Annotated in this window: 21 protein-coding genes and 1 tRNA gene; 10 read left to right on the top strand and 12 right to left on the bottom strand. The window is 70.5% G+C overall.

Going from position 1 to position 24,793, the window contains the following annotated elements; genetic code table 11:
• Positions 1-134 precede the first annotated feature (134 nt).
• The 5 genes from BM228_RS06555 to BM228_RS06575 form a co-directional block, all read right to left on the bottom strand.
• Positions 135-584 (bottom strand): NUDIX hydrolase, encoded by a 450-nt coding sequence (locus BM228_RS06555; RefSeq protein ID WP_092038696.1) that lies wholly within the window; start codon positions 582-584, stop codon positions 135-137.
• 241 nt (positions 585-825) lie between these two features.
• The gene (locus BM228_RS06560) at positions 826-2,322 is read right to left on the bottom strand and encodes a heme biosynthesis protein HemY (RefSeq protein WP_092038349.1); all 1,497 of its coding nucleotides are present in this window, start codon (positions 2,320-2,322) and stop codon (positions 826-828) included.
• 123 nt (positions 2,323-2,445) lie between these two features.
• The gene (locus BM228_RS06565) at positions 2,446-4,782 is read right to left on the bottom strand and encodes a COG4223 family protein (RefSeq protein WP_244537048.1); all 2,337 of its coding nucleotides are present in this window, start codon (positions 4,780-4,782) and stop codon (positions 2,446-2,448) included.
• The gene (locus BM228_RS06570) at positions 4,718-5,425 is read right to left on the bottom strand and encodes a uroporphyrinogen-III synthase (protein WP_092038351.1); all 708 of its coding nucleotides are present in this window, start codon (positions 5,423-5,425) and stop codon (positions 4,718-4,720) included. The genes BM228_RS06565 and BM228_RS06570 overlap by 65 nt, the downstream gene beginning before the upstream one ends.
• A 3-nt stretch (positions 5,426-5,428) precedes the next feature.
• A complete protein-coding gene (locus BM228_RS06575; protein ID WP_092038353.1) occupies positions 5,429-6,304 on the bottom strand; it encodes an aldose 1-epimerase family protein in 876 nt (291 codons plus the stop codon).
• A gap of 489 nt (positions 6,305-6,793) precedes the next feature.
• Between BM228_RS06575 and BM228_RS06580 the strand changes: the two genes are divergently transcribed.
• The gene (locus BM228_RS06580) at positions 6,794-9,178 is read left to right on the top strand and encodes a bifunctional diguanylate cyclase/phosphodiesterase (protein ID WP_092038354.1); all 2,385 of its coding nucleotides are present in this window, start codon (positions 6,794-6,796) and stop codon (positions 9,176-9,178) included.
• A gap of 10 nt (positions 9,179-9,188) precedes the next feature.
• Here BM228_RS06580 and BM228_RS06585 read toward each other — a convergent pair whose 3' ends face one another.
• From BM228_RS06585 to BM228_RS06595, 3 genes are all read right to left on the bottom strand, one after another.
• A complete protein-coding gene (locus BM228_RS06585; RefSeq protein WP_092038356.1) occupies positions 9,189-10,940 on the bottom strand; it encodes an ABC transporter ATP-binding protein in 1,752 nt (583 codons plus the stop codon).
• A gap of 292 nt (positions 10,941-11,232) precedes the next feature.
• The gene (locus BM228_RS06590; RefSeq protein WP_342030168.1) at positions 11,233-11,514 is read right to left on the bottom strand and encodes a hypothetical protein; all 282 of its coding nucleotides are present in this window, start codon (positions 11,512-11,514) and stop codon (positions 11,233-11,235) included.
• A gap of 93 nt (positions 11,515-11,607) precedes the next feature.
• Positions 11,608-12,288 (bottom strand): DNA-binding protein, encoded by a 681-nt coding sequence (locus BM228_RS06595; RefSeq protein ID WP_092038360.1) that lies wholly within the window; start codon positions 12,286-12,288, stop codon positions 11,608-11,610.
• Positions 12,289-12,547: 259 nt separating this feature from the next.
• Between BM228_RS06595 and BM228_RS06600 the strand changes: the two genes are divergently transcribed.
• On the top strand, positions 12,548-13,213 hold the full coding sequence (locus BM228_RS06600) for a response regulator (RefSeq protein ID WP_092038362.1): 666 nt from the start codon (positions 12,548-12,550) through the stop codon (positions 13,211-13,213).
• Positions 13,213-14,550, top strand: a complete 1,338-nt coding sequence (locus BM228_RS06605; protein ID WP_092038364.1) for a sensor histidine kinase — start codon at positions 13,213-13,215, stop codon at positions 14,548-14,550. Before BM228_RS06600 ends, BM228_RS06605 begins: the two co-directional genes overlap by 1 nt.
• Positions 14,551-14,859: 309 nt before the next feature.
• Here BM228_RS06605 and BM228_RS06610 read toward each other — a convergent pair whose 3' ends face one another.
• Together BM228_RS06610 and BM228_RS06615 are read right to left on the bottom strand one after the other, a co-directional pair.
• Complete coding sequence (locus BM228_RS06610) at positions 14,860-16,203, bottom strand: cation:dicarboxylate symporter family transporter (RefSeq protein ID WP_244537049.1); 1,344 nt, start codon at positions 16,201-16,203, stop codon at positions 14,860-14,862.
• A gap of 104 nt (positions 16,204-16,307) precedes the next feature.
• Positions 16,308-17,681 (bottom strand): class-II fumarase/aspartase family protein, encoded by a 1,374-nt coding sequence (locus tag BM228_RS06615; RefSeq protein ID WP_425284916.1) that lies wholly within the window; start codon positions 17,679-17,681, stop codon positions 16,308-16,310.
• Between the two features lie 120 nt (positions 17,682-17,801).
• Between BM228_RS06615 and BM228_RS06620 the strand changes: the two genes are divergently transcribed.
• A complete protein-coding gene (locus tag BM228_RS06620; protein WP_092038366.1) occupies positions 17,802-18,539 on the top strand; it encodes a GntR family transcriptional regulator in 738 nt (245 codons plus the stop codon).
• A gap of 455 nt (positions 18,540-18,994) precedes the next feature.
• On the opposite strand, the gene BM228_RS06625 is transcribed toward BM228_RS06620, so the two are convergent.
• The gene (locus BM228_RS06625; protein ID WP_092038368.1) at positions 18,995-20,386 is read right to left on the bottom strand and encodes an aminotransferase-like domain-containing protein; all 1,392 of its coding nucleotides are present in this window, start codon (positions 20,384-20,386) and stop codon (positions 18,995-18,997) included.
• 113 nt (positions 20,387-20,499) lie between these two features.
• Here BM228_RS06625 and BM228_RS06630 point away from each other — a divergent pair, with 113 nt between their 5' ends.
• On the top strand, positions 20,500-20,805 hold the full coding sequence (locus BM228_RS06630) for a DUF1127 domain-containing protein (protein WP_092038369.1): 306 nt from the start codon (positions 20,500-20,502) through the stop codon (positions 20,803-20,805).
• 66 nt (positions 20,806-20,871) lie between these two features.
• Positions 20,872-21,123: a hypothetical protein gene (locus BM228_RS06635; protein WP_092038371.1), complete on the top strand. Its 252-nt coding sequence runs from the start codon at positions 20,872-20,874 to the stop codon at positions 21,121-21,123.
• A 370-nt stretch (positions 21,124-21,493) separates the two neighbouring features.
• Here BM228_RS06635 and BM228_RS06640 read toward each other — a convergent pair.
• Positions 21,494-21,570, bottom strand: a tRNA-Asp gene (locus tag BM228_RS06640).
• Between the two features lie 342 nt (positions 21,571-21,912).
• On the opposite strand from BM228_RS06640, the gene BM228_RS34555 reads away from it, so the two are divergent.
• Genes BM228_RS34555 through BM228_RS06660 form a run of 4 tightly spaced genes read left to right on the top strand, consistent with a single transcriptional unit; the run spans position 21,913 to position 24,786 of the window.
• Positions 21,913-22,278, top strand: a complete 366-nt coding sequence (locus BM228_RS34555) for an NADH-quinone oxidoreductase subunit A (RefSeq protein ID WP_007560754.1) — start codon at positions 21,913-21,915, stop codon at positions 22,276-22,278.
• Positions 22,279-22,322: 44 nt separating this feature from the next.
• Positions 22,323-22,922, top strand: coding sequence for a NuoB/complex I 20 kDa subunit family protein (locus BM228_RS06650; RefSeq protein WP_007560753.1), 600 nt, complete (start codon positions 22,323-22,325; stop codon positions 22,920-22,922).
• 9 nt (positions 22,923-22,931) lie between these two features.
• Complete coding sequence (locus tag BM228_RS06655; protein WP_092038374.1) at positions 22,932-23,579, top strand: NADH-quinone oxidoreductase subunit C; 648 nt, start codon at positions 22,932-22,934, stop codon at positions 23,577-23,579.
• Positions 23,580-23,595: 16 nt separating this feature from the next.
• A complete protein-coding gene (locus BM228_RS06660) occupies positions 23,596-24,786 on the top strand; it encodes an NADH-quinone oxidoreductase subunit D (RefSeq protein WP_058192281.1) in 1,191 nt (396 codons plus the stop codon).
• Positions 24,787-24,793 lie beyond the last annotated feature (7 nt).

The following is a 24,793-nucleotide window of genomic DNA, read 5'->3' on the forward strand; positions in this document are numbered from 1 at the left end:
CTCGACCTCTTCATTACCAATGAAGTGCTCTACCACTGAGCTACCGCAGCAAGCGCCGTGGCGACCCCGCTGGGGGCGTGTCCGTCCGGCTGAGTGGGGCCATAAAGGATCGGCGGCGGCTTGGCAACGGTGGGTTACGCGTCGGACGCGTTTACTTGCCGGCTGGTGGCGCGAATGATCGCGGCGAGGCCCGGCTCGGACACGGCCTCGGCGGCTTCCGCCGGGGTGAACCAGCGCAGCTCGCGTTGGTTCATCTCGGGGAAATTCTTGAGCTGCTTGCGCACCTTGAGCGGGAACACCTTGACCTGGCACAGGACGGCGTCGAGGTTCTTCAGGCGCTTCTGATAGAAATAATAGCCGAGCGGGCGCTTGCCGACATCGCCGCGCAGGCCGGCCTCCTCGTAGGCTTCGCGGGCCGCCGCCTCGAACGGCTTGCGGCCCTTCATCGGCCAGCCCTTGGGAATGACCCAGCGCCGGCTTTCCCGCGAGGTCACCAGCAGAATCCGGCTCTCACCATCCCTGCCCAGCTGGAACGGGAGGACGCCGACCTGCCGGCGCGCCTCGGACTCGTCGTCGACCGTCACGGCCGCACCGGGCAGGACGGGACCTGCGCGGAACGCCGCCGGTTCAACGACGCCGCTGAGAGGGGAAACGGAGAACAAATGGTCGGATCCTCGGACGGCGGTAGCCCACACCAGCAACAAAATACGCAGTATCAGCAACTGCCGTCAACATAACCGCGCGGTCCGCGGAAAAGTTCAGCACAAGACTGATATCTCCGCCGCTCCTCTTTCATTGCTGGCTAAGGCTACGACCGTCGTCTAGTCACCCAGTCCGCCGCACCGCCTGTGCGCCGGAGGCGGGAACAGCGGCAGCCGTCATCCCTGCGGAGACCGCATCGGCCGCCGGGGCGGGTGTGGTGCTGCTCGCGGGCATGATGGTCGGGAGCGGCGCAACCGATGTCGGACCGGCCGGAACGAGAACGGGCGACGCGGCCTCCGGTTCCTCCGGCTCCACCGCGGGCGCGGCGGCGGCCAGGGTGTTCGGCGGCTCGCGCCACGCGAAGGCGTCGAGCCGGCCGGTGACCGGCGAGACCGGAGCCCAGGTGTCGGAGGCGATCCCGTCGGCGATCCAGACCGGGTCGCGGGGCGCCCGCGCCGCCCGGGCCAGCCATTCGCGGGCCTGCCCGGAGGCCGCGCCGTGCTCGGCTTCCTCGATCGCGGCCATCATCAGGCTGCTGCGCACGGTCGGACGGTCGGCCAGCAGCGGCTTCAGCGCCTCGCGAGCCCGGCCGTAATCCCGGGCGTCGAGGGCCGCCTGCGCCACGGCGAGACGCGCCTCCGGGTCCCAGGAGGACAGCTTCGCCAGGGTCTCGGCCCGGGCAAGACGGTCGCGGACCGAATCGCCGGTGCGCAGGCCGAGATAGACCTTGGCGAGGTCGGGGTGGGGATTGGCCTTCCAGGCCGCCTCGACGATCTTGGCGGCCTTGCGCAGGTCACCCCGGCGGGCCAGCAGCCGCCCGGCGATGCAGGCCGCCGGGACCAGATCGGGGGCGAGCTTGGCCGCCTGCAACGCCCGCTCGGTGGCGAGTTCGGGCTCGCCGGCCTCGCGCTCGCCGGCGATCGCCGTCAGCAGCACGGCCCGCTGGCGCCGGGCGGCGCCCTTGTCGATCAGCCCGAGCGAGGAGCGCCGCTCGACGGTCTCCAGGGCCGAGGCCCAATCGCCGTCGGCCGAGTGTGCCTCAAGCACCGCCTCGTTGGCCCAGGTGACGCTCGGGGCGAGGCGCGCGGCCTCCACCGCGTAGGCCCGGGCGGCGGTCTCGTCCTCGCGGCGGCGCGCCTCCACGAACAGGCCGCGCAGGCCGAGCACCCGGGTCTCGGGGTCGTCGACCATGCGCTGGAAGGCGCTCTCGGCGGCATCCCGGTCGCCGGAGATCTGGGCCGCCTGGGCCTTGAGCAACAGGGTCAGCGGCTCGGGTCCGAGCAGCCGCTCGGCATCCCCGGCGTAGCGCCGGGCCGCGAGCGGATCGCCCGAGCCCACCGCCACCATGCCCCGGGACAGGGCGGAGAAGCCCTTGGCGCGGCGGCGCTCGGCCGAGCCGCGGACCAGCGCCTCGGGCAGGCCGATCACGCCGCGCACGATCGCCCAGAGCAGGCCGAGGACGATCGCGGCGGCGATGACCCCGACCAGGGCGACGGCGAGGCTGGTGCCGATCTGGTAGCCGTTCCAGACGACGGTGACGGTGCCGGGCCGGTCGGCGATCCAGACCGCCCCGAAGGCGGCGAGTGCGAGCAGGGCCAGGAAGGCGAGGGCGCGCCACATGGGGTCAGTGTCTCCTGTCGATGGCCGCCGGGCGGCCGCCGCTGGGTCCGGAAGGGGCGGGGCCGCTGACGGCCCGCCCGGAGTTGATGCAGCCGCGCGGGGCGCGGATCGACGCCGTCACGCCTAGCGGCCGGGTGCCGCCGCCGGAACGGCACCGGCGGCCTGGTCCGTCGGCAGGGCCTTGAAGGCGCTGGCGAGCAGCGTCCGCACGGCCTCCTCGGCGGCGGCCCGCGCCTTGAGCTTCGTGGCGAAATCGCCCGTCTGGTCCCGGATCTCGGCCGGCAGGGCCGCGAAGGCCGCGGACGCCGCCGGCAGGTCGCCGCGATCGAGGGCCGCCTGGACCTTGGCCTCGGGCTCGTCCGAGGCCTCGGGGGTGGAGGCGGGCGCATCGACCTTGCGTACCTGCACGAGACCGTCGGCCATGCTCAGGAGCTTGGTACGGAAATCGCCGGTCTCGGCCGCGCTCTTGGCCCGCAGCGACCGGCGCTTGGCGGCGATCTGCTCGGCGACCGGCCGGAAGTCGTTGGCGAGCTGGGCGGTGGTCGGCGCACCGGACTCGGCGAAGGGCGCCAGCGCCGCGGCCTGGGACTCGGCACTCGGGTCGAGCTTGCGCAGGGTCGCCAGCGGCTCCGCGTAGGGCATGCCGGCCGCGAGCGCCGACGCCACCCGGTCGGCCACCACGACCCGCAGGGCCGCCTGGACGGTGGCGACCTCGGCGCGCTGAGCCAGGCCCTTGTCGAGGGCGGCGATCTTGTCGGCCTGCTCCTGCAGGCGGCGATCGACCGCCTTCGCGGCCTCGGCGGCCTGGGCCTGCCCCGCCTCGGCAGCGGTGCGGCTCGCCTGAGTCGCCGCCTGGACCGCCTCGGTGGCGGCCTTCACGCGGGTATCGAGGTTCTGCTGCAGCGTATCGAGGCGCTGGCCGAGCGCCGCGTCGGCCTCGGCATTGGCCTTGGTCCGCTGCTCGACCTCGCCCTGCAGGGCGGCGATCTTTTTCGAGGCCTCGGCGACCTCGCCCTTGGTCGACGGATCGGCTTCGAGCGCCTTCACCCGGGCGTCGAGATCGGCGACCTGCTTGGGATCGGCAGCCTGGGCCGCGCCGAGCTTCGCATCGGCGGCCTGGTCGCGGCCGGGCTCCCGGCCTGGCTCCTCCTGGAGCGCGGCCACTCGCTGATCGAGGCTGTCGAGGCGCGCCGCGAGATCGGTCGGCAAGGCTGTGCCAGGAGCCGCCGCTTGCCCGTCCGGCCCGGCGGCGCCGGGCGCCGGCGCCTTCTCCAGCGCCTGCCGGGCCGCGGCTTCGGCGGCGGCGACGCGCTTGTCGAGATCGGCCACGGCATCGCGCGGCGCCAGGGTCTCCACGCGCTTGTCGAGGGACGCGACCTGGCCGGACAGGTTCGGGTCGCCGGCGTTCGGGCGCCCGAAGCCGCCGATACCGGCGCGCTCGGCGCCGAACAGCGCCCCCGCTCCGATCAAGCCGCCGAGCAGGCCGGCCGCCGCCAGGGAGCCGAACCCGGCCCGGGCACGCCCGGCCGGCGGGTTCGCCGCCGTCAGCGCCGCGGCGCCGGGAACCGGTCCCTTCGGAGGCTCCTTGACCGCCTCCTTCGGGGCGTCCTTTGATCCGTCCTTGGCGCTGTCCTTGGGCGGCTCCTTGCCGGGCGTCGGCGGATCGGGGATGCGCTTGGCCTTCAGGTCGAGGATCGGCCCGGCCGTCACCGCGGCGCCCGCGGCACCGGCCGCCGTGGCGCCGGGACGAGGACCGCTCCCCGCCTGCGGCCCCGCGCCCGGCTGACCGGGCTTTGCGGGATCCGGTTTGCCAGCCTCGGGCTTGCCGGGTTCGGATTTCACCCCGGCGGCGTTCGATGCGGCCTTGGCGGCTTCGGGCCCGGATGCGGCTGAGGCACCGGTCGGGGACGCGTCGGTCTTGCCGATACCTGGCCCGCCGGATGCGCCGGCAGCCGGCTTCGGGCCGTCCGCGGCACCTGCGCCAGCGGCTGGTTTGCCGGCTTCGGGCTTGCCATCGGATGCGCTGGTTGCGCCAGGCTTGGCGGTCAAAACGGGGTCGGTGGCCGGCTTGGGTGGCGTGCTCGACGAAATCCCCGAGGTGGGATTCGGAGCTTGATTCGCAGGGGTCTGCGCGGGCTTGGCGCCGCCGACCGCTGGAGCCGGCGACTTCGCCCCGGGCTTCGCGTCGCCGAGCTTGGCATCCGTCCGCGCGGGATCGGGCTGCACCGGCGTGGACGGCACACCGCCCGGCTTCGGTCCGCCGGATCCGGGCTTGTCGGCGTCGCTGGGTGGTGGCGTCACGGGCAAGTCCTCCAACTCTTCGGCGTCGCCGCGCCCCCGTAGCACCGCATCGGCACCGGGGGCGAGGGCGAGATACGGCGGCTCTGGCCTGCTGTCACCGCGGCGCGGCGTCGAGGGCGTCGAGCAGGTCCGTTTCCCGCGGGCGTGCCGCGACGACATGGACCGGGATCCCGGCGGCTTCCAGGGGGAACGCGACATCCGCCGACAGGCAGTAATGCCTCAGGCGGCGGAAAGCTCCGCCGTGTCCGGATTGGTTTGCCAGCGCGAGCGCCGTGGCGGCGCTGCGGCGGGAATAGTGCAGGGCGGCGTCGAGGGCGCCGGACGCGAGGGATTCCTTCGCCGAAATCGGCAGGGCGGCCAGCGCGTCCGCCGAATAGGCGACGAAGAGTGCGACGGAAAACCCGGCGGCCGCCAGTTTCGCCGCGGGCTCGGGCTTGCGCGCGGTCCCGGCGGCGTGGAGCAGGCGTCCGCCCGCCGGCAGCACCGAGGCGACCAGGGCCGCGAGCCCGGCCGCGTCGCCCGGCCCCTCCCGGACCGGGCCGAGCCCGGCCTCGAGCGCCAGCGCGGCGGTCCGGGCGCCGACCGCGAAGACCGGCAGGCCTCGCAACGACTCGGCATTCCGAAGGGCCGGCACCGCGTTGGCGCTGGTGAGCAGCAGGCCGTCGAAGGGGCCGTCGGGAGGCGGCGCATCGGTCGGCCGGACCACCAGCACGGGTGCGACGAGGGGGATATGCCCGCGCGCCGCCAGGGCCGCGCCGGTTCGGGCGGCTCCGGGCTCGGGCCGGGCGACCCAGACGCGCAAGCGCTAGGCTTCCAGGGTCAGGCGGACGCCGTGGCGCGCCTGAGCCCCCGGCGGCAGCAGGCGCTGCGAATCGCGTTCCTGGAGCGGGCCAGAGAAATTCGCCCAGTCGGCGTAGCCGGTCCAGCATTCCAGCGACAGGAACGGCGCGGTGGGCTTGGTCCAGACGGCGAGATGCGGGAAATCCTCCATCTCCATGCGGATCGCCTTCTCGGGCCCGGTGAAGCGCATCCGGCGGCTCTTCGCGTTCCGGAACACGAACGCTTCCGTGAAGATCGCCGGGTCGAGGGGCAGCGTGTCGCCGTCGAGCGGAATCGGCTGCTCCGCGCGCAGCAGCAGCCCGCCGGGGCCGACCTGGGGGGCGAACGGACGCTCGGCCTGCTCGAAGTCCACCGCGTAGCCGCCATCCCTGGCGCGCGTCCCGCCCGCGAAAGGCCACGGGAAGGCCGGGTGGAAGCCGAGCGCGTAGGGCAGGGGGGCGTCGCCGGGATTGGTCACGGTGACGTCGAGGTCGAGGCCGGACGGCCGCACCCGGGCGGCGATGTCGAGCTGGAAGGCGAACGGGTAATGCGCTCGGGTCTCGGGCCCGTCGGTGAGCCGCAGGAGCACCGCGTCGGCGCTTTGCTCCACCACCGCGAAGGGCAGGTCCCGGGCGAAGCCATGCTGCGCCATCGGGTAGGTCTCGGACCCGACCCGCACCTGCCCGTCGGCCGAAGCGCCGACCACCGGGAAGAGCCAGGGGGCGTGCCGGTTCCAGTGCGCCGGATCGCCGCTCCACAGATACTCGGTCCCGCCGACCCGCCAGGAGACCGGCTCGGCCCCGTGGGTGGCGAGCGTCGCCGTGGTTCCATCCGGCGCGGTCAGGTCGATGCGCGAACTCAAGCGGGCCTCCCGGGCGATCCTCGGACAGCCGAGGTAACGGACGCGGGCCGGGACGCAAGGGGCGCGAGCCCTCGACGGGCGCGCCGGGCCGGATGGTTCGTCCCGCCTCCCCGTCCGCCGCCGACAGGCGGGATCGTGCGCGGAAGCCTGCGACGGCCCCTGAGATCCGCATGAACGGAAAGCCCGTTCGTCTGCTTCCGTACAGAGCGTGATCCAGCGGAGCCGGCTGCGTAATGTGACGGGGCGGATCGCCATCGCTCCGCCACGCGCGTTACGAGGCGAAACAGCGGCCGTTCTCCCGCCGGACCGACGGCCGAAGACGGGTGCGCCGACCGCGCCTGCAACCAGGCGTCTATAGCAGCTACAACCCGAGATTTTATAACGTATATTAGAAATGGTCGTTTTTGGATCGTTCGATACGCCAGTTAACGGTCTAAAAATAGGATCGCTATAGCCAGAGCGTGCTATCTCCTTCCCCGGTTTTACCTGATGCTCAAGGTCGTTGGTTGCTTCGTCGACTCCCATGATTTCTGGCTCGTCGGTCTGGCGGCTCTGACGTGCGCCCTGGCGGCGACCACGTGCATCGAGCTTCTGCGGCATGCCCGCAAAGCGACGCCGCGGGTCCGCGCGGTCTGGCTCGGCGTCGCGGCGGTGGCCGGGGGATCCGGCATCTGGGCGACCCACTTCATCGCCATGCTGGCCTTCGAGCCGAACCTGCCGAGCGCCTACGCTGTCGGCCTCACGGGCCTCTCGCTCGTCTACGCCATCGCGTTGACCGGGCTCGGCCTTGCCATCGCGATCACCCCCGCCCTGCCGTTCGCACCCGCGCTCGGCGGCGCCGTCCTCGGGCTCGGCATCGCGGCCATGCACTATACCGGCATGGCCGCGTTCGAGATCGCCGGGCATATCCGCTGGGATCGCGCCCTCGTGGCGGCGTCCCTGATCCTCGGCGCGTCCTTCGGCGCCGCCGCCCTGCCGGTGGCGCTCGCGGGCGAGCGGCTGAAGCGGCGCATGACGGGGGCGCTGCTGCTGCTGCTGGCGATCTGCAGCCACCATTTCGTCGCCATGGGCGCGGTCACGATCGTGCCCGATCCGGGCGTCCTGATGTCGGAGAGCGCCATCCCGGCGCGCTGGCTCGCCGTCGGCGTCGCCCTGGCGAGCCTGGCCATCCTGTTCCTCGCCGGCGCGGCGCTGACCCTCGACATCCGCGATCGCCGCCAGGCGGTGCTGGAACGGGAGCGCCTGCACAGCCTCGCCAACGCCGCGGTCGAAGGGTTGGTCGTGTGCCGCGGCGATCGCATCGTCAGCGCCAACGACAGCTTCGGCACCCTCGTGGGCTTCGCCGCCGCCGACCTGTCGGGAATCCCGCTGTCGCGGTTCCTGCCGGAAGCCGCGACGCGCCTGGCGCTGGCCGAGCCGGCGGATCAGCCGGCCGAGACGGAGCTGCGGCGCGCCGACGCCGCCCTGATCCCGGTCGAGCTGATCATGCGGCCGGTCACCTACGGCAACCAGCCCCATTACGCCATCGCGGTCCGCGACCTGCGCGCCCGGCGCCGGGCCGAGGGACAGATCGAATTCCTGGCGCACCACGATGCCCTCACCAGCCTCGCCAACCGGGCGCGCTTCAACCAGCGCCTGGATCAGGAACTGAAGGTCGCCAAGGTGACGGGCAGGCGGCTGGCTGTGCTCTGCCTGGACCTGGACCGGTTCAAGGAGGTCAACGACCTCTTCGGCCACGCGGCGGGCGACGCCATGCTGATCACCGTCGCGAAGTTGGTGAGCGCGCTCCTCGACAAGTCCCAGCTGATGGCCCGGCTCGGAGGCGACGAATTCGCGATCCTCATGCCCTGCGATCAAGCGCTCGCGGCCGGACGCCTGGCCGAGCAGATCCTGGACGCCCTGCGCAACAGCGCCGACGGAGCGGGCCCGACGATCGCCACCAGCGTCGGCATCGCGCTCTTCCCCGACGACACCGACGAGCGGGCCTCCCTCCTGAGCTACGCCGACACGGCGCTCTACCGCGCCAAATCCGAGGGCCGCGGCACCTACCGGTTCTTCGAGGCGCGCATGGGCGCACAGGTCCGCGAGCGGGGCCTCCTCGAGCACGACATGCGGCATGCCGTGGCCCGCGGCGAGATGCACCTCGTCTACCAGCCGCAGACCGACGTGCGGGACGGGTCCGTGCTCGGCTTCGAGGTGCTGCTGCGCTGGCAGCATCCGCAGCGCGGCGCGGTACCGCCGGGCCTGTTCATTCCGATCGCGGAGGAGAGCGGTGCGATCCTGCAGATCGGCGAATGGGTGCTGCGGGAGGCCTGCCGCGAGGCCGCCGGCTGGCCGAACCCGCTCACCATCGCCGTCAACGTCTCGGGTTTGCAGCTCCACGCGCCGCACTTCGCGCAGCTGGTCCACGAGGTCCTGTTCCAGACCGGGTTGAAGCCCGAGCGCCTGGAGATCGAGATCACCGAGACGGCCCTGATCCGCGATCCCGCCCGGGCCCAGTCCACCCTGCGCCAGCTCAAGGCCCTGGGGCTGCGGATCGCCATGGACGATTTCGGGACCGGCTATTCATCCCTGTCGAACCTGCGGACCTACCCGTTCGACCGGATCAAGATCGACGGCTCGTTCATCCGGGCGGTGGACGGCAACGAGCAGGCCGCCGCGATCGTGCGGTCCGTGCTCGGCCTCGGCCGTGGCCTGGGCCTTCCGGTCCTGGCCGAGGGCGTCGAGACGGAGGCGGAGCTCGGTTTCCTGGTCAGCGAGCATTGCGACGCCGCGCAGGGCTACCTGATGGGCCGGCCCGCCGCGATCGGGGTGTTCACCGCGCATACGCACGGCCCGGAACCTGACAGGGACGGGCAGGCTCTGGTGGCCTGACCACCTTCGTTCACGGCACGGCTCCCAGCCCCGGCAGGATCGTCTCCGGCGGCCCGGAGGCGACAAGGCGGCCGGCCTCCAAGACGTGGACCGCGTCGGCCCCCTCCAGGGTGGAGAGGCGGTGGGCGATCAGGATCAGGGTGCGCCGGCCGGCGAGGGCCCGCAAGGCGCGCATCACCGCCCCTTGCGTCTCGTCGTCCAGCGCCGAGGTCGCCTCGTCGAACACGATCACGTCCGGGTCATGGTAGAGCGCCCGGGCGATGCCGATCCGCTGGCGCTGGCCGCCGGAGAGCCGCGCCCCGCGCTCGCCGACGCGCTCGGCGTAGCCCCGGGGCAGGGCGGCCACGAAATCGTGGGCCCCGGCGAGCCGGGCCGCGCGCTCGACGGCGGTGAGGTCCGGCGCGTCGAGGCCCAGCGCGATGTTCTCGGCCACCGTGCCATCGACCAAAAAGACGTCCTGCGGGACGTAGCCGATGCGGTTCTGCCAGGCGGGGAGGGTGCTGGCGTCGAGCACACGCCCGTCCACGGTGATCCGGCCCGTGCCCGGGGTGAGCACCCCCAGCAGCAGGCCCGCCAGGGTCGACTTGCCCGCGCCGGTGCGGCCGGCGAGGCCGATCGTGGTGTTGACCGGGATGGTCAGGTCGATGTCGGCCAGCGCTGGACGGCCGGTGCCGTAGTCGAATCCGATCTTCTCCAGCCGGATTTCTTGGGCGAAGGGCAGGCGCTCTCCGGTTCGGGGCCGGGCCTCTCGCTCGTCGGCGAACTCGTCCACGATCACCTGCACCACCGGGCTGTAGAACCGCATCAGCGAGACGGAGGTAAAAATATTCTGGAAGGCCGGCAGCATCCGGTAGCCCGCGAAGGCGAACAGGCCGAGCAGCGGCAGGATCCCGGCCACATCCAGCCCCTGGGCGAGGGCGAACAGCACCACCACAATCACCCCGCCGAAGGCCAGGGCCTCGATGACGAAGCGCGGCATCTGGCCGGTGAGCAGGCTCGCCGCCGTGGCGACCGCGTAGGCCCGGGCCGGGGCATCGAACCGGCCCGCAAAAACCTCCGCCCGGCCGTAGAGCTTCAATTCCGTGAGCGCCCCGAACGTCTCCTGCACGATCCGGAACCGGGCCTCGTTGTCGGCCACCGAGCGGCCGCCGAGCCGGGCGAGCCGGGCCCGCATGATCAGGTAGATCCCGACATAGAGCCCGCCGAAGCCGCCCCCGAGGATCAGGGCGAGCTGCGGCGCGTAGGCCAGCAGGAACACGATCACCGCCAGAGCCGAGGTCGCCCGGGAGGCCAGCACGGTGGCCGGGGTCAGCACGCCGACCACCAGCCGGTCGGTCTCCGACAGGACGTTCTTGGCGAGCTCGGCGCTGTTGGCCTGGGCGAAGAACAGCCGCTCCCGGTCGAGATAGCGGAACAGCAGCCGCCGGCTGAAGCCGTAGCCGGCCAGATGCGTGAACAGCAGCTGCGCGTAGGTCAGCCCGGCATTGACCACGGCCGTGGTCAGGATCGCCAGCAGCGCCGCCCCGCCAGTGACCAGCAGGAAGCTGCGCTCGTCGGTGAGGCCAAGGGTTTCACGGGCCTGGGCGAGGTAGGGCACCCGGGTCGCCGCCGAGGGGTCGCCGACCAGGGTCAGGAACGGGATCACCGAGGCGACGCCGACCACCTCCAGCAGGGCCGCGACCGCCAGCCCCAGCGCGATCAGGGCGAGCCGCCGCCGGTCACGCGCGCGCATGATGCGCACGAGGTCGATCAGGGCGCGCATGGTTCGGGACAGGTCGGCGGAAGGGCTCGCATGGCCGGGCCGGGCTTAGAGGGCCCGGCGCCGGAGGGGAAGGTGGTTGGGGGCGGGAAGGGGCGGTGCAGATCCGCCCCGGTGCCCCGAGAACATAGGCCTCCCATCCAACCCCCTCATCCTGAGGTGCGAGCGCAGCGAGCCTCGAAGGAGCCCTCCAGGGATCGCGCGGCCGGCTGGAGGCCTCCTTCGAGGCCTCCGCTTCGCTCCGTCACCTCAGGATGAGGGGGTTGGGTGGGAGAGCGGGCGCCCAGCCGGACCGTCAGTCGAGCTTCTTCAGCGAGCCGAGATCCACATCGCCGTTCTGGCTGGAGAAGGTCAGCGACTTGGTGCCACCGTCCGATTGCGAGACGCTGCCGATCCGGTGGTCGCCGCTGTCGTAGGTCGAGACCTGGCCGTCGCGCTCGATCACGAGCCGGTGCTTGTCCGGGAAGAACGCGTATTTCATCCCGTTTTGGGAACCGCTGGTCGAGGGGTCGCCCAGGTCCTTGGGCCAGAAGGGCTCCAGGCCCTTCATCGGCTTCATCGGTTCCATGGGCTTCATGGGTTCCATCGGCTTCATCGGTTCCAAGGCGCGCCTCCTGTCTGGGTGAGTGACAGGAGGACGCGGCAGGGCGGGATCGGTTGCATCCCCCCGTCAGAGTCGGGCGCCCGGGACCGGCCGCTCGCGGACCTGACCGTCGAAGCCGACATGGAGCTGGTGCTCGCGCCCGTCCCGGTCCTTGGCCGCCACTTCGAGGTGGCGCGGGCCGCGGCCCGTCACCCGCACGTCGCCGTAGCCGGCGGCCTGGACGGCGGCGGTCAGGGCGGGCACGTCCGGGGTGGGCCCGAGGCCGAGCTTGTCCTTGGCCCAGTCGAGGCTGCCGGTCGGCGGCCCACCGGCCGGGCCGATCACCACCTTGCGGCCGTCCCCGTGGGTCAGGACGCTGGCATGCAGGAACCCGGTCTCGAACCGGCCCTGCACGGTCACGGCCTCGCCCTTGGCAACGAGCTTGCCGTCCTCGCCAGCGGGACCGGTCTCGACCAGCGCCCGGCCGGTGGGGTCCTGGACCACGAACTTGTTGCCGAAAATCTCGGCGACCTCGCCCTTGATCGCGGTGGCGCTCGACGGGGCGAGCGCCTGGATCGCCACCGGGTCCACCGGGGTCGGCTGGAATGCATTGCCCTGCGCCAGGGACAGGCCGGCGGCGCCGAGCGCCAGGGGCGCGGCGATCGCGGCCACCACCCAGCTCCGCGCCGGGATCTTTTTGGTTGTCTTGACGGGGGCGGGCTCGCGGATCTCGCGGGCGGTGCCGTCGATGATGTTGTCGTCGCTCATGGATATCGTCCTCTGGGAAGGTTTTCGGGACCCGATCGGTCCGTGGCCCCTTCCTAAGGCCCCGCCTCGAATCCGGTCTGAACCGCCCGGTTCAGCCCCGGTTAAACCCGCCCGCCTATGGCCGAGACGCGCGGGCGATCAAGGACTTGGCGGTGCCAGCCGATCCGGGAGGCCGGATTGATGGGCAGCGTGAGAAGACGGCCCTAACTTCCCGCAGCATTGTGATTTCCGGCGGCCGAGGCACGGGGAGGGCGAACTCTTGAAAATCCTGCTGGTGGAGGACGACGCGGCGCTCGCCGACGCCCTGGCCAAGGTCCTGCGCGCGGAAAACTTCGTCCTCGACCGGGCCGCCACCGGCGAGGACGCGCAGCATCTCGGCGAGACCGAGGGCTACGACGCGGTGGTGCTCGATCTCGGCCTGCCCAAGGGCGACGGCGTCTCGGTGCTGCGCGCCTGGCGGGCGGCCGGGCGGACCCTGCCGGTGCTGGTGCTCACCGCCCGGGACGGCTGGAGCGACAAGGTCGCGGCCTTCAAGGCCGGGGCGGACGATTACCTGGTCAAGCCGGTGCGGGTGGAGGAGCTGGTGATCCGCCTGCGCGCCCTGGTACGCCGCTCGCAGGGCGGCGGCGCCAGCCGGATCGCCTGCGGCCCTCTGAGCTTCGATACCGGGCTGGGCGCCTTCGAGCACGAGGGCCTGCCCCTCAAGCTCACCGGGCTCGAATGGCGGGTCCTGTCCTGCCTGATGCTCAACCGCGACGCGGTGGTGCCCCGCCCGCACCTGATCGAGCGGGTCTACGAGGGCGACGCGGATGTCGATTCGAACTCCGTGGAGGTGATCATCACCCGCCTGCGCCGGAAGATCGCCCCGGCCCGGATCGAGAGCGTGCGCGGCCACGGCTACCGCCTGCACGCGGATCCGGCCTGATGCCGCCGCCGAAGAAGCCCCCGCCGCCCCGCCGCTCCCTGCGGACCCGCCTGCTGGCGGCGGCCCTGGCGCTGGTTCTGGCGGCGCTGGTGGTGGCCGGCCTCGCCATCGGGGTGATCCTGCACCGGTTCGTCCGGGGGCAGATCGAGGGGCATCTCGACGCCCAGATCGTTGCGCTGCGGGCCGGGCTGGAGGCGGGGCTACTGTCCCAGGATCGCGACGCGCCGCCCTTCGACCGGGACGGCCCCGGCTGGGCTTGGGAGGTGCGCCGGGGACCCGAGACCTTCGGCTCGGGCTCCCTGCGGGGCGGCCACATCACCGTCACCGAGCCGGGGCCCGACGACGAGCCCGGCCGCCCGCACCCGGCGGACGGCACCGGGCCGCGGGGCGAGCGGCTGATCCTGCGCATCCTCGACGTGCCGGGCACGCCCCCCGCCACGATCATCGCGGGCGCCCCCCGGGGCGCCCTCTACGGGCCGTTGCGCGAGGCCCTGACCAGCTTGGCGCTGGCTCTCGGGATCCTCGGCCTCTGCCTGATCGCCGGGCTGGCGCTGCAGGTGCGCCTCGGCCTGGCACCTCTGCGGCGCCTGCGGGCCGACCTCGCCGCCGTGCGCGCCGGGCGCCGGGAGCGGGTGCCGGAGGAGCAGCCCGCCGAGATCAAGCCGCTGGTCAGCGAGCTCAACGCCCTGCTCGACCAGAACGCCCAGAACCTGGAGCGCGCCCGCGGCCACGTCGCCAACCTCGCCCACGCCCTCAAGACGCCGTTGGCGACCCTGTCGATGGCCCTGGCCGACCCGGCCCGCGACCCCGGCGGGGCGCTGCGCCTCCAGGTCGACGACATGGACCGGCGGGTCCGCCATCATCTGCGCCGCGCCCGGGCGGCAGCGCTCGCCGGCTCGGCCCGGGGACGCACGCCCCTGGCGCCGCGCGTCTCGGACCTGCGCGACGCGCTGGTACGGCTCTACGCCGAGAAGGGTGTGGCGATCGCGCTCGCCGTGCCGGACGACCTCTTGGTGCCCTGCGAGGGCCAGGATCTCGACGAGATGCTCGGCAACCTCGTGGACAATGCCTGCCGCTGGTGCCGCAGCCGGGTCCAGGTCGCGGCCGCCGCAGAGGCGGGCGGGATCGTGGTGCGGGTCGAGGATGACGGCCCGGGCCTCGACGGCGCGGCCGCCGAAGCGGTCATGGCCCGCGGGCGCCGCCTCGACGAGGGCGTGCCAGGCCACGGCTTCGGGCTGCCGATCACCCTCGAACTCGCCGAGCTCTACGGCGGCAGCCTCACCCTCGGGCGGTCGGAGCTGGGCGGGCTGAAGGCGGAGCTGACGCTGCCGGCGTGAGGCGGGCGTCAGGTCGACGGCGTCTGTCCGCCGCGCCGCTCATCGGCATCACGCGCGGGGCGAGGTGACCCAGGGTCTGAACGCGATCCGCTGAGCCCTGGTGCTGTCTGGGACGGATCGTTCCGCGATGGTCCGCTCCCGCGCGGCGATGCATGGCAGCGGACGTTGTATTTTCTTTCGCTCGCAGCCCTATGCAAACCTCGAAGATGTTTGCTTCACGAGAACGCAACGCCGCTTTCGCCTTCGCGCGTCCAGAGGAGCGTCGCTCCAGATTGTAGCCTGAGGTGACGTTCGACGCGGTCCTGTTGATCAGATCGCGGCCATGCGCTCCGCTCGAAGGCGATCCATCGCCTCCCGGGCCATCGCCGGATCGAATTCGCCGGCGAGCTTGGCGGTGACCACGGTGGCGACGCTGTTGCCGATGACGTTGGTGGTGGCGATGGCGATCGACATGAAGCGGTACACGCCGAACAGGATCGGCAGACCCTCCAGCGGCAACACGCCCGTCGCCGCCACGGTGGCCGCGAACACCACGAAGCTGCCGCCCGAGACCGTGGCCGCGCCCTTCGAGGTCAGCAGCATGATCGCCAGGATGCCGAGCTGCTGCCCGAGGTCGAGCGGCACGTGGTAGGCGTTGGCCAGGAAGATCACGCCCATCGCCATGTAGATCGAGGTGCCGTCGAGGTTGAACGCGTAGCCGGTGGGCAGCACCAGCCCGACCGACTGGCGCGAGCAGCCGTAGGTGGGCAGCTTCTCCAGCAGGCGCGGGAGCACGCTCTCCGAGGAGGCGGTGCCGAGCACGATGTAGATCTCCTCGCGGATGAAGTTCAGGAACTGGAACAGGTTGATCTTGAATAGCGCCGAGATCGCGCCGAGCACGACGAGGATGAAGGCGATCACCACCGCGTAGAAGCTCAGGATCAGATAGATCAGCGACAGCAGCACGTTGGTGCCGCTCGATCCCACCGCGAAGGCGACCGCCCCGAAGGTGCCGATCGGCGCGACCAGCATGATCAGGTGGATGAACTCGAAGAACGCGTCCGAGATCTTGTTGAGCCCCGCCTCGATCGGCGCGCGCTTCTCGGCGGGCAGGTGCAGGAGCGCCGCGCCGAAGATCAGCGCGATGACCAGCACCTGGAGCAACTCGCCCTTGGCGAAGGCGCCGATGAAGTTGTCCGGGAAGATGTTGAGAATGAAGTCGAGGGTCGAGTGCGGGGCCGCCGCGCCCGTCGGCGCCTTGCCCTGTGCGAGGCCCGCCCGGGTCGAGTCGGCCATGCCCTTGCCGACGCCGAGCAGGTTGCCCGCGAGCAAGCCGACGCCGAGCGCGATCGTCGACACGATCTCGAAATAGAACATCGCGATCAGCCCGACCTTGCCGACGCGCTTGAAATCGCCCGCCGAAACCACGCCGACGACGACGCACAGGAACACCAGCGGCGCGACCGCGGTCTTGATCAGCCGCAGGAAGATGTCGCCGAGGATCTTGAGCGGGACGGCAACCTCGGGGAGGAGGAAGCCGGTGGCAGCGCCAAGCACCATCGCCACGACGATCTGAAAACCGAGATTGGTCCAGATCGACTTTCGCTTGGACTTGGCGGGGGCCGGATGCGCGGTGCGGGACAGGGCCGTCGGATCGGTCGTGGCGATGGGCATGGCTTCCTCCGGTCAGGGCCTATGAGGACGTGCACTCTCGTTGCCGCCGGGTGAGGGCCCGGCGGTTCGGTGCGTTCGCGTCCTGGATCGGTGCTTCGGGTGGATCAGGCGCCGCGGTGCGCCGAAGCCAGGACGCGGTCCACCATCTCGGGGGCCGCGCCCAGGTAGTTCGCCGGATCGGTCAGACGGTCGATCGCGGCGCGGTCGAAATGCGCGGTGACCTCCGGGACCGCGGCGAGCGCCTCGGCCAGCGTCCCGCCCGTGTCGTTCACGACGCGGCAGGCGGCGTAGACGAGGTCGTGCGCCTGCTGGCGGCCGGTATGGGGGGCCAGCGCCATCATCGCGGCCTCGGCGACGATCAGGCCGCGGCTGATGCCAAGGTTGTCGCGCATCCGCGCCGCGTCAACGATCAGGCCGCCGAGCGCGAACTTGGCCTGGTGCAGGGCGCCGGCCGTCAGCACGAAGCTCTCGGGGATCGCCATCCACTCGGCGTGCCACGGGCCGGTGGCGCGCTCGAAGTCTTGGACCATCGCGTCGAGCATCAGCCCGGCATGCTGGCGCACGCCCTTCGAGGCGGCGAGCATCAGCTCGGACGAGATCGGGTTGCGCTTCTGCGGCATGGTCGAGGAGGCCCCGCGGCCGGTGACGAACGGCTCGTAGACCTCGGCGAATTCGGTGGAGGCCATGATCATGATGTCGAGGGCGATCTTGCCGAGCGAGCCGGTGATCAGCGCCAGCAGGTTGAGCGTCTCGGCGAAGCCGTCGCGGGCGACGTGCCAGGTCGAGGCGGGCTGGCCGAGACCGAGCTCCCGGCAGAACGCCTCCTGGACCTTGAGGCCGCCCTCGCCGAGGGAGGCGAGGGTGCCCGCCGCGCCGGCGAACTCGCCGACCAGCACCCGGGGCTTCAGCTGCGCCAGCCGCTCGGCATGACGATCGAACATCGCGAGCCAGATCGCGGTCTTGTAGCCGAAGGTGACCGGCAGGGCCTGCTGGAGGTGGGTGCGGCCCGCCATCGGCGTGTCGCGGTAGCGCTTCGACAGGCCGGCCAGGATCCGGCGCAGTTCGGCGATGTCGGCCTCGACGATCTCCAGGCCCGCGCGGATCTGAAGGGCGTTGGCCGTATCCATGATGTCCTGGGTGGTCGCACCCCAATGGACGTAGCGCCCGGCCTCGCCGCACTGATGGACGAGTTGGTGCACGAGCGGCAGGATCGGGTAGCCGACATTGTCGGTCTCCCGCCGCAGAAGATCGAAATCGAGATCCTCGAAGCGGCAGTTCGCGGCGATCTGCGCGGCCGCCTCGGCCGGGATGACACCGCAGGCGGCCTCGGCCTTAGCGAGCGCGATCTCGACCTCGATGTAGCGCTGGATCAGAGCGTGGTCGGAGAACACCGCGCGCATCGCCGGCGTGCCGAAGGCGTCGCGGAACAGGAGGGAATCGATCGCGGTGGTCGCTATAGGGGGCAGCGGACGGCTCACGAATTCCTCCTGATGGGTCGTCCGGCTCGTTTATGTCCGGACATATAGTGGTCTACCCATTGTCCGGACATTATGTCAACAAGGATCCTGCACAAAAATGCAGGTGTGTGAGTTGTGGCGATGCGTGAGACGCTGTGGGCGCAGGTCGCCAAGGACCTGACCGCCGGGATCACCTCGGGACGCTTCCCGGTGGGGTCGCTGCTGCCGACCGAACTGGAACTGTGCGAGCGATACGGGACCAGCCGTCACACGATGCGCACGGCGATCCGCCAGTTGCAGGATCAGGGATTGGTCTCCCGGAACAAGAAGGCTGGGACGCGGGTGGAAGCGGCCGCGCCGACCAGCGGCTACCGGCAGCCGCTGGCTTCCCTGGAAGACCTGATCCAGTTCGGCGCCGCGCATATCCGCGAGGTTCGGGAGACGGCAGCCGTCACGGTCGAGGCCGACCTGGCGCGGGAACTCGGATGCGAGGCCGGAACGTGCTGGTTCCGCATCTCCAGCCTGCGCCTGGACGGCAGACCGGGCGGGGCCCCGGTCGGGTGGACGGACGTATATATTGACCCGGCCTATGCCGACCTCGGAGATGTCGTCCGCGCGTCCCCGGACGTTCTGATCAGCACGCTGATTGAGCAGCGTTACGGCCGGAGAAGCGCCGAGATCCGCCAGGATGTCGAGGCGATCGCGCTGCCGGCGGTCCATGCCCCCGCGCTGAAGGCCGGCATCGACACGCCCGCCCTCCGGATCGTGCGGCACTACCTCGATGATGCGGGCAAGATCATCGAGATCTCGTCGACCATCCACCCGGCTGGGCGCTTCACGGTCTCGCAGCGCATGCGGCGCATGAATGAAGGCACGTGAGTCGCCGAAAGAGCACTGCGATATCCGACCGGCGCCCCCGCTCTACGAGCGCACAGAAGTGGACACGCCGCTAACCTACGCGTTCGGGTCCATTGATGTTCGAGTAGCGGCGCTTGTTCTGGACCGTGCGTCGATGCGCTTTCTGCTGAGCAACGCCGCACCATGAGCAATTCATTGAAGGAATCAAGACAACAGCGAACTTCCATCAATGAAGTCAAAACATCGCCTTTGGGGCAAAAGATCAACTTCCGCCTCCCAAGCCGAAATTGCTGGCGGGCCGACGAAGGGCCGCTTTGGGAAGGGTCGATAGCCGTCGGCCTCACCGAGAGGGGTGGAAAGCAGTCACGGTACGCGCAAGCTGCTCGGCTCCAGGCCCGAAGGGCGCCGCATCACGGCCAAACGAGGCACCACGCCGGGTTGCTTCGCTGCGCTCGCACGGACGGCCCCCAAAGCGATCACGCCAGCGCCGCCCGCAGGATCGGCCGGATGCGCGGGTCGATGCAGTGGGCGACATTGAAGCGCATGTAGCCGTTCCAGTCGTCGGACAGGCTGAAGGCCGTGCCCGGAGCCAGGACCATGCCCTGCGCCAGAGCCCGGCGCGCCACCTCGGCGCCGTCGCGCCCGTCCGGCAGGCGCATCCACAGGAAGAAGCCGCCCCGGGGCTGCGCCCAAGGTTCCAGGCCGCAGGCGCCGAGCTCGGCCGAGGCCTGGACCATGGCGCCGGCGAGCCGCCGCTTGGTCTCGGCGAGGTGCCGGCGATAGCAGCCCTCGGTGATCAGGCTGTGCACCAAAGCCGCCGTGACGTGGCCGTTGCCGAGGCTGAGCGCGAGCTTCAGGTCGACCAGGGGCTCGACCCAGTCGGCCCGGAGCGCGATCCAGCCGCAGCGCGCCGCCGCCGACAAGGTCTTTGAGAAGCTGCCGATCTGGATCACCCGCTCCAGCCCGTCGAATCCGGCGAGCCGCGGCGCCGGCTCCGGTTCGAGGTCCCCAAAAATCTCGTCCTCGACGATCAGGGTGTCGTGCGCCTCGCACAGCTTCAGCAGCCGGTGAGCGATGGCCGGGGCGAGGCTCGCGCCGGTGGGGTTCTGGAGCGCCGCGTTGGTCAGGTAGAAGCGCGGCCGATGCCGTTCGAGCAGGGTCCCGAGGGCCCGCAGATCCGGCCCCTCCGGGGTCAGCGGCACGCCGACCACCGAGACCCTTTGCGCCCGCAGCAGCGCCAGGAAGTTGAAGTAGCAGGGATCGTCCACCAGCACGGTGTCGCCCGGCTGGAGCAGGAACCGACAGACGAGGTCGAGGGCCTGGGTGGCGGATTCCACCAGCACGATCTGGTCCGGCTCGGCGCCGACGCCCTTCTCAGCGATCTTGCGGGCGATCTGGATCCGCAGGGGCTCGTAGCCGAGCGGCCGGTCGTAATTGGTCATCTCGGCCAGATCCGCCCGCGCCACCCGGCGCAGGCCCCGCCGGAGCGCCTCGTGCGGCATCCAGGAATCCGGCAGCCAGCCGGCCCCGGGCTTGAGCTGGTCCGCGCCGGCCTGCTGCGCCTGGCGGGTGATCCAGAGCGGATCGACGATCCGGTCGAGCCGCGGCCCCATCGCCTGGAGCGAGAGCGGCCGGGTCTTGCCGGCGACGTAGAAGCCCGAGCCCGGCCGCGCCACCAGGGTGCCCTCGGCGGCCAGGCGGTCATAGGCTTCAACGACGGTCGATTTCGACACGCCCATCGTGTCCGCGAAGGCCCGCACGGACGGGATCCGGACCCCGGGCACGAGATGCCGCGCCGCGATCCGCTCGCGGATCTCGCCGGCCACGATCTCCACGCGCGTCCCGGCGGCCTTGGTCGCGACCTGCATCCGTACTGCCTTTCCGACCGGACAATTCTTCCAAATCGTACCGAACTGTTCCTGTCGCCGCCAGCCCCGTGGGGGCAAGATCGCTCGATTCCGGAAAGACGGAGGATCGAACCATGGACCAGTGCCTGCCCGAGACCGCCCCCGCCCTGGGCCGGCCGTCCTGGCTCGCGCGAGCCGCCCGGACGATCATCGAGGCCGCTGCGGCGATGCGGGCGGAGCTGTCGCGCGCGGCCATGAACCGGCGCGTCCTGCACCGGCTCTCGACCCTGTCGGCGCGGGAGTTGAAGGATATCGGCCTGACCCCGCAGGACGTGGCCGATGCGGGCGTGCCGGGGCGGCACGATGCCATCGACCTGCTGGTCGGGCGGCGGGACGCGCGCCGCCGGGGGCGGGGCGTGGGCGGCTGGCCCTCGGCCTGAGGCCTCAGCCCACTGTGCTGCAGCCATCGACTTGCCCAAGCCCAACGCAGGCGCCACTCTCAAAAGATGTTGGTCGAATTCTCGGACCTGCTGCGAAAAGAGGATCCCGGGGCCGCGCTTCGGGATCTCGACGATGTTGTTGTACCTGTCCCGGCCGTAACCGATGACGGCGATACGATTGCCGCCGGTTGCGAAGGGACCATCGTCGGAGGCTGGAAGGGCGGCGAAGCCTTCTTCGTCGAGTTCCCGGAGCCCGCGGGTGCCGTCGCACCGGTGCGGCCGAGTAATCTGAGACGCATCGGCCGCCACGCGCTGTGAGTCGCGTAGATCTGCCGGCACTCCTGGGCCTGCGCATGCAGGGCGAAAAGGTCGTCAGCTATTTGCTGGATCCGGCTCACCCGAAGCGCGCATGCTGTTCAATGCCGTCGGGTCCCGACGCATCATTTGCGAAGGCCCAATCCTGGGTGTCGACGGCCGAAAGCCCTGGATCCGATCCGTCTAGCCCATCGAAGACGACCTCTACGGCCGCCTCCTCACCATCGTCCCGTTGCCAGCTCGACGCAAAACAGCACGATCGATTCCGGGTGGGCCGGAAACGCAATGACAGGCTGAGCAGGACAGGACATGCCGAAAGGCCCGAAGCGATCGGGCCGGCAGGCTTAAAGTCTGTAGGAAAGGATAATAGAAGTGGCGCGGGCGACGGGGCTCGAACCCGCGACCTCCGGCGTGACAGGCCGGCACTCTAACCAACTGAGCTACGCCCGCACGGCGTGGTCGCCTCGAAGGGGCGTTTCGCCCGGCGACGGGGCGGGGTTTATGGGCCGGGCGGGGGGCTGTCAAGCGCGTCCGTGGCGGTTTCGTACGGGACGCGACCGGATGGCCTGCGCGCTTGCGTCGTGTTGCAGGGCCGCCGCGTGTTCCCACATCCCTACACAAGGCAGGACATGCACGTTGTGCGACGCGGCAAGCCATTGTCACGGGTCAGCGGCTCGACTAAGCCTCCGGCCGCGCGCATCCTGGCATAAGAACAATTCCACGGGCGAATCCGGTTCGGCGGCGCACCGCGGTTTCCCACGTCAGATCGAGACGCTCTCGCGAGGCCCTGGCATGACCGGATTGTTGGCGGACTACCTTCCGCTCATCGTGTTCATCGGCGTGGCTCTGTTCATCGCCACCGCCCTGCTGGTCGTGCCCTTCCTGGTCGCCTTCAAGAGCCCGGATCCCGAGAAGCTCTCGGCCTACGAGTGCGGCTTCAATGCTTTCGACGATGCCCGCATGAAGTTCGACGTGCGGTTCTACCTCGTGGCGATCCTGTTCATCATCTTCGACCTCGAGGTCGCGTTCCTGTTCCCGTGGGCGATCACCTTCGGAGACCTTGGCTGGTTCGGCTTCTGGTCGATGATCGTCTTCCTGGGCGTGCTGACGGTCGGTTTCGTCTACGAGTGGCGCAAGGGCGCCCTCGAGTGGGATTGATTCGCGACAGCAGCCGCCTGCCCGCACCGCATTCCGAGTCGCCGATGGCCCTGATCACCGACACGACCCACAGCCTGTCCCGCGCCCCCGCGGTCGCGCCCCAGCCGAAGGGGATCATCGATCCCAATACCGGCCGGCCGATCGGCGCCGACGATCCGACCTTCCTGTCGATCAGCGACGAGCTGGCCGACCGGGGATTCCTGCTCACCACCACGGACGAGCTGATCAACTGGGCCCGCACCGGCTCGCTGATGTGGATGACCTTCGGGCTCGCCTGCTGCGCCGTCGAGATGATGCAGATGTCGATGCCGCGCTACGATTGCGAGCGCTTCGGCTTCGCGCCCCGCGGCTCGCCACGCCAGTCGGACGTGATGATCGTCGCCGGCACCCTGACCAACAAGATGGCCCCGGCCCTCCGCAAGGTCTACGACCAGATGCCGGAGCCGCGCTACGTGATCTCGATGGGCTCCTGCGCCAACGGCGGCGGCTACTACCACTATTCCTATTCGGTGGTGCGCGGCTGCGACCGGGTGGTGCCGGTGGACATCTACGTGCCCGGCTGCCCGCCCACCGCCGAGGCGCTGCTCTACGGCGTGCTGCTTCTCCAGAAGAAGATCCGCCGGACCGGCACGATCGAGCGCTGAGGGACGGCCATGACGAACGGCATCTCGATCCTGTCGCACACGCAGCCCGAGAGCGGCGCTGCCGCCCTCACGGCGCTGACCGAGCGGGTCACCAGCGCACTCGGGCCGGCGGTGGTGTCCCACGCCATCGCGTTCGGCGAGCTGACCCTGGTGGTCCAGGCCTCCGACATCGTCTACGCGCTGACCTACCTGCGCGATGACCCGGCCTGCGCGTTCCGCAGCTTCATCGACATTTGCGGCGCGGACTACCCGCAGCGCGAGAAGCGCTTCGACGTGGTCTACCACCTGCTCTCGCTGCGCCACAACGCGCGCATCCGTGTGAAGGTGCAGACCGACGAGGTGACCCCGGTCCCCTCGGCGATCGAGGTGTTTCCAGCCGCCAACTGGTACGAGCGCGAGACCTACGACCTCTACGGCATCCTGTTCTCGGGGCATCCGGACCTGCGCCGGCTGCTCACCGATTACGGGTTCGAGGGGCATCCCCTGCGCAAGGACTTCCCGCTCACCGGCTTCGTCGAGGTCCGGTACGACCAGGACGAGGCCCGGGTCGTCTACGAGCCGGTCCAGCTGACGCAGGAATTCCGGAACTTCGATTTCCTCTCGCCCTGGGAGGGCACGGATTACGTGCTCCCGGGCGACGAGAAGAAGTCGGCCTGAGGAGCGGAACCGCCCGATGACCGAGCACAATATCCGCAACTTCGCGATCAATTTCGGCCCGCAGCACCCGGCGGCGCACGGCGTGCTGCGCCTCGTGCTGGAGCTGGACGGCGAAGTGGTCGAGCGGGTCGATCCGCATATCGGGTTGCTGCACCGCGGCACCGAGAAGCTGATCGAGCACAAGACCTACCTGCAGGCGACGCCCTATTTCGACCGGCTCGACTACGTGTCGCCGATGAACCAGGAGCACGCCTTCTGCCTGGCGATCGAGAAGCTCGCGGGCATCGAGGTGCCCCGGCGCGCGCAGCTGATCCGTGTGCTGTTCTGCGAGATCGGCCGACTGCTGTCGCACCTGCTCAACGTCACCACGCAGGCGATGGATGTCGGCGCCCTCACGCCTCCGCTCTGGGGCTTCGAGGAGCGCGAGAAGCTGATGATCTTTTACGAGCGCGCTTCGGGCGCTCGACTGCACGCCAACTACTTCCGGCCAGGCGGCGTCCACCAGGACCTGCCGCCCAAGCTGATCGACGACATCGAGGCGTTCTGCGACCCGTTCCTGCAGGTCGTCCAGGATCTCGACGACCTCGTGATGGCCAACCGCATCTTCAAGCAGCGCAACGTCGATATCGGCATCGTGTCGGTGGACGAGTGCATGGAGTGGGGCTTCTCCGGCGTCATGCTGCGCGGCTCGGGCATCCCGTGGGACCTGCGCAAGGCGCAGCCCTACGAGTGCTACGAGGAGATGGAGTTCGACGTGCCGGTTGGCCGGAACGGCGACACCTACGATCGGCAGGTGATCCGCATGGAAGAGATGCGGGAATCGGCCAAGATCATGAAGCAGTGCTGCGCCAAGCTGCGCGAGCCGGCCGGGCAGGGCCCGATCGCCGCCATCGACGGCAAGTTCGCGCCGCCGCCGCGCCGCGAGATGAAGCGCTCGATGGAAGCGCTCATCCACCACTTCAAGCTCTACACCGAGGGCTTCCACGTGCCGGAGGGCGAAGTCTACGCCGCCGTGGAGGCGCCCAAGGGCGAGTTCGGCGTCTATCTCGTGTCCGACGGCACCAACAAGCCGTATCGCTGCAAGATCCGCGCGCCGGGCTTCGCGCATCTTCAGGCGATGGATTGGATGTGCCGGGGGCACCTTCTGGCCGACGTGTCCTGTGTGCTCGGCACCCTCGACATCGTGTTCGGCGAAGTGGATCGGTAAGGCGTTA

The sequence above is a fragment of the Methylobacterium pseudosasicola genome, from assembly GCF_900114535.1.
Lineage (GTDB): Bacteria > Pseudomonadota > Alphaproteobacteria > Rhizobiales > Beijerinckiaceae > Methylobacterium > Methylobacterium pseudosasicola.

What these genes read in the sequence shown, in the direction of transcription:
- BM228_RS06560 (WP_092038349.1), bottom strand. Translation starts at nt 2,322, where the DNA reads ATGTGGCGCGCCCTCGCCTTCCTGGCCCTGCTCGCACTCGCCGCCTTC.
- BM228_RS06565 (WP_244537048.1), bottom strand. Translation starts at nt 4,782, where the DNA reads ATGTCGTCGCGGCACGCCCGCGGGAAACGGACCTGCTCGACGCCCTCG.
- BM228_RS06580 (WP_092038354.1), top strand. Translation starts at nt 6,794, where the DNA reads ATGCTCAAGGTCGTTGGTTGCTTCGTCGACTCCCATGATTTCTGGCTC.
- BM228_RS06585 (WP_092038356.1), bottom strand. Translation starts at nt 10,940, where the DNA reads ATGCGCGCCCTGATCGACCTCGTGCGCATCATGCGCGCGCGTGACCGG.
- BM228_RS06590 (WP_342030168.1), bottom strand. Translation starts at nt 11,514, where the DNA reads ATGAAGCCCATGGAACCGATGAAGCCGATGAAGGGCCTGGAGCCCTTC.
- BM228_RS06595 (WP_092038360.1), bottom strand. Translation starts at nt 12,288, where the DNA reads ATGAGCGACGACAACATCATCGACGGCACCGCCCGCGAGATCCGCGAG.
- BM228_RS06605 (WP_092038364.1), top strand. Translation starts at nt 13,213, where the DNA reads ATGCCGCCGCCGAAGAAGCCCCCGCCGCCCCGCCGCTCCCTGCGGACC.
- BM228_RS06610 (WP_244537049.1), bottom strand. Translation starts at nt 16,203, where the DNA reads ATGCCCATCGCCACGACCGATCCGACGGCCCTGTCCCGCACCGCGCAT.
- BM228_RS06620 (WP_092038366.1), top strand. Translation starts at nt 17,802, where the DNA reads ATGCGTGAGACGCTGTGGGCGCAGGTCGCCAAGGACCTGACCGCCGGG.
- BM228_RS06625 (WP_092038368.1), bottom strand. Translation starts at nt 20,386, where the DNA reads ATGCAGGTCGCGACCAAGGCCGCCGGGACGCGCGTGGAGATCGTGGCC.
- BM228_RS06630 (WP_092038369.1), top strand. Translation starts at nt 20,500, where the DNA reads ATGGACCAGTGCCTGCCCGAGACCGCCCCCGCCCTGGGCCGGCCGTCC.
- BM228_RS06635 (WP_092038371.1), top strand. Translation starts at nt 20,872, where the DNA reads ATGTTGGTCGAATTCTCGGACCTGCTGCGAAAAGAGGATCCCGGGGCC.
- BM228_RS34555 (WP_007560754.1), top strand. Translation starts at nt 21,913, where the DNA reads ATGACCGGATTGTTGGCGGACTACCTTCCGCTCATCGTGTTCATCGGC.
- BM228_RS06650 (WP_007560753.1), top strand. Translation starts at nt 22,323, where the DNA reads ATGGCCCTGATCACCGACACGACCCACAGCCTGTCCCGCGCCCCCGCG.
- BM228_RS06655 (WP_092038374.1), top strand. Translation starts at nt 22,932, where the DNA reads ATGACGAACGGCATCTCGATCCTGTCGCACACGCAGCCCGAGAGCGGC.
- BM228_RS06660 (WP_058192281.1), top strand. Translation starts at nt 23,596, where the DNA reads ATGACCGAGCACAATATCCGCAACTTCGCGATCAATTTCGGCCCGCAG.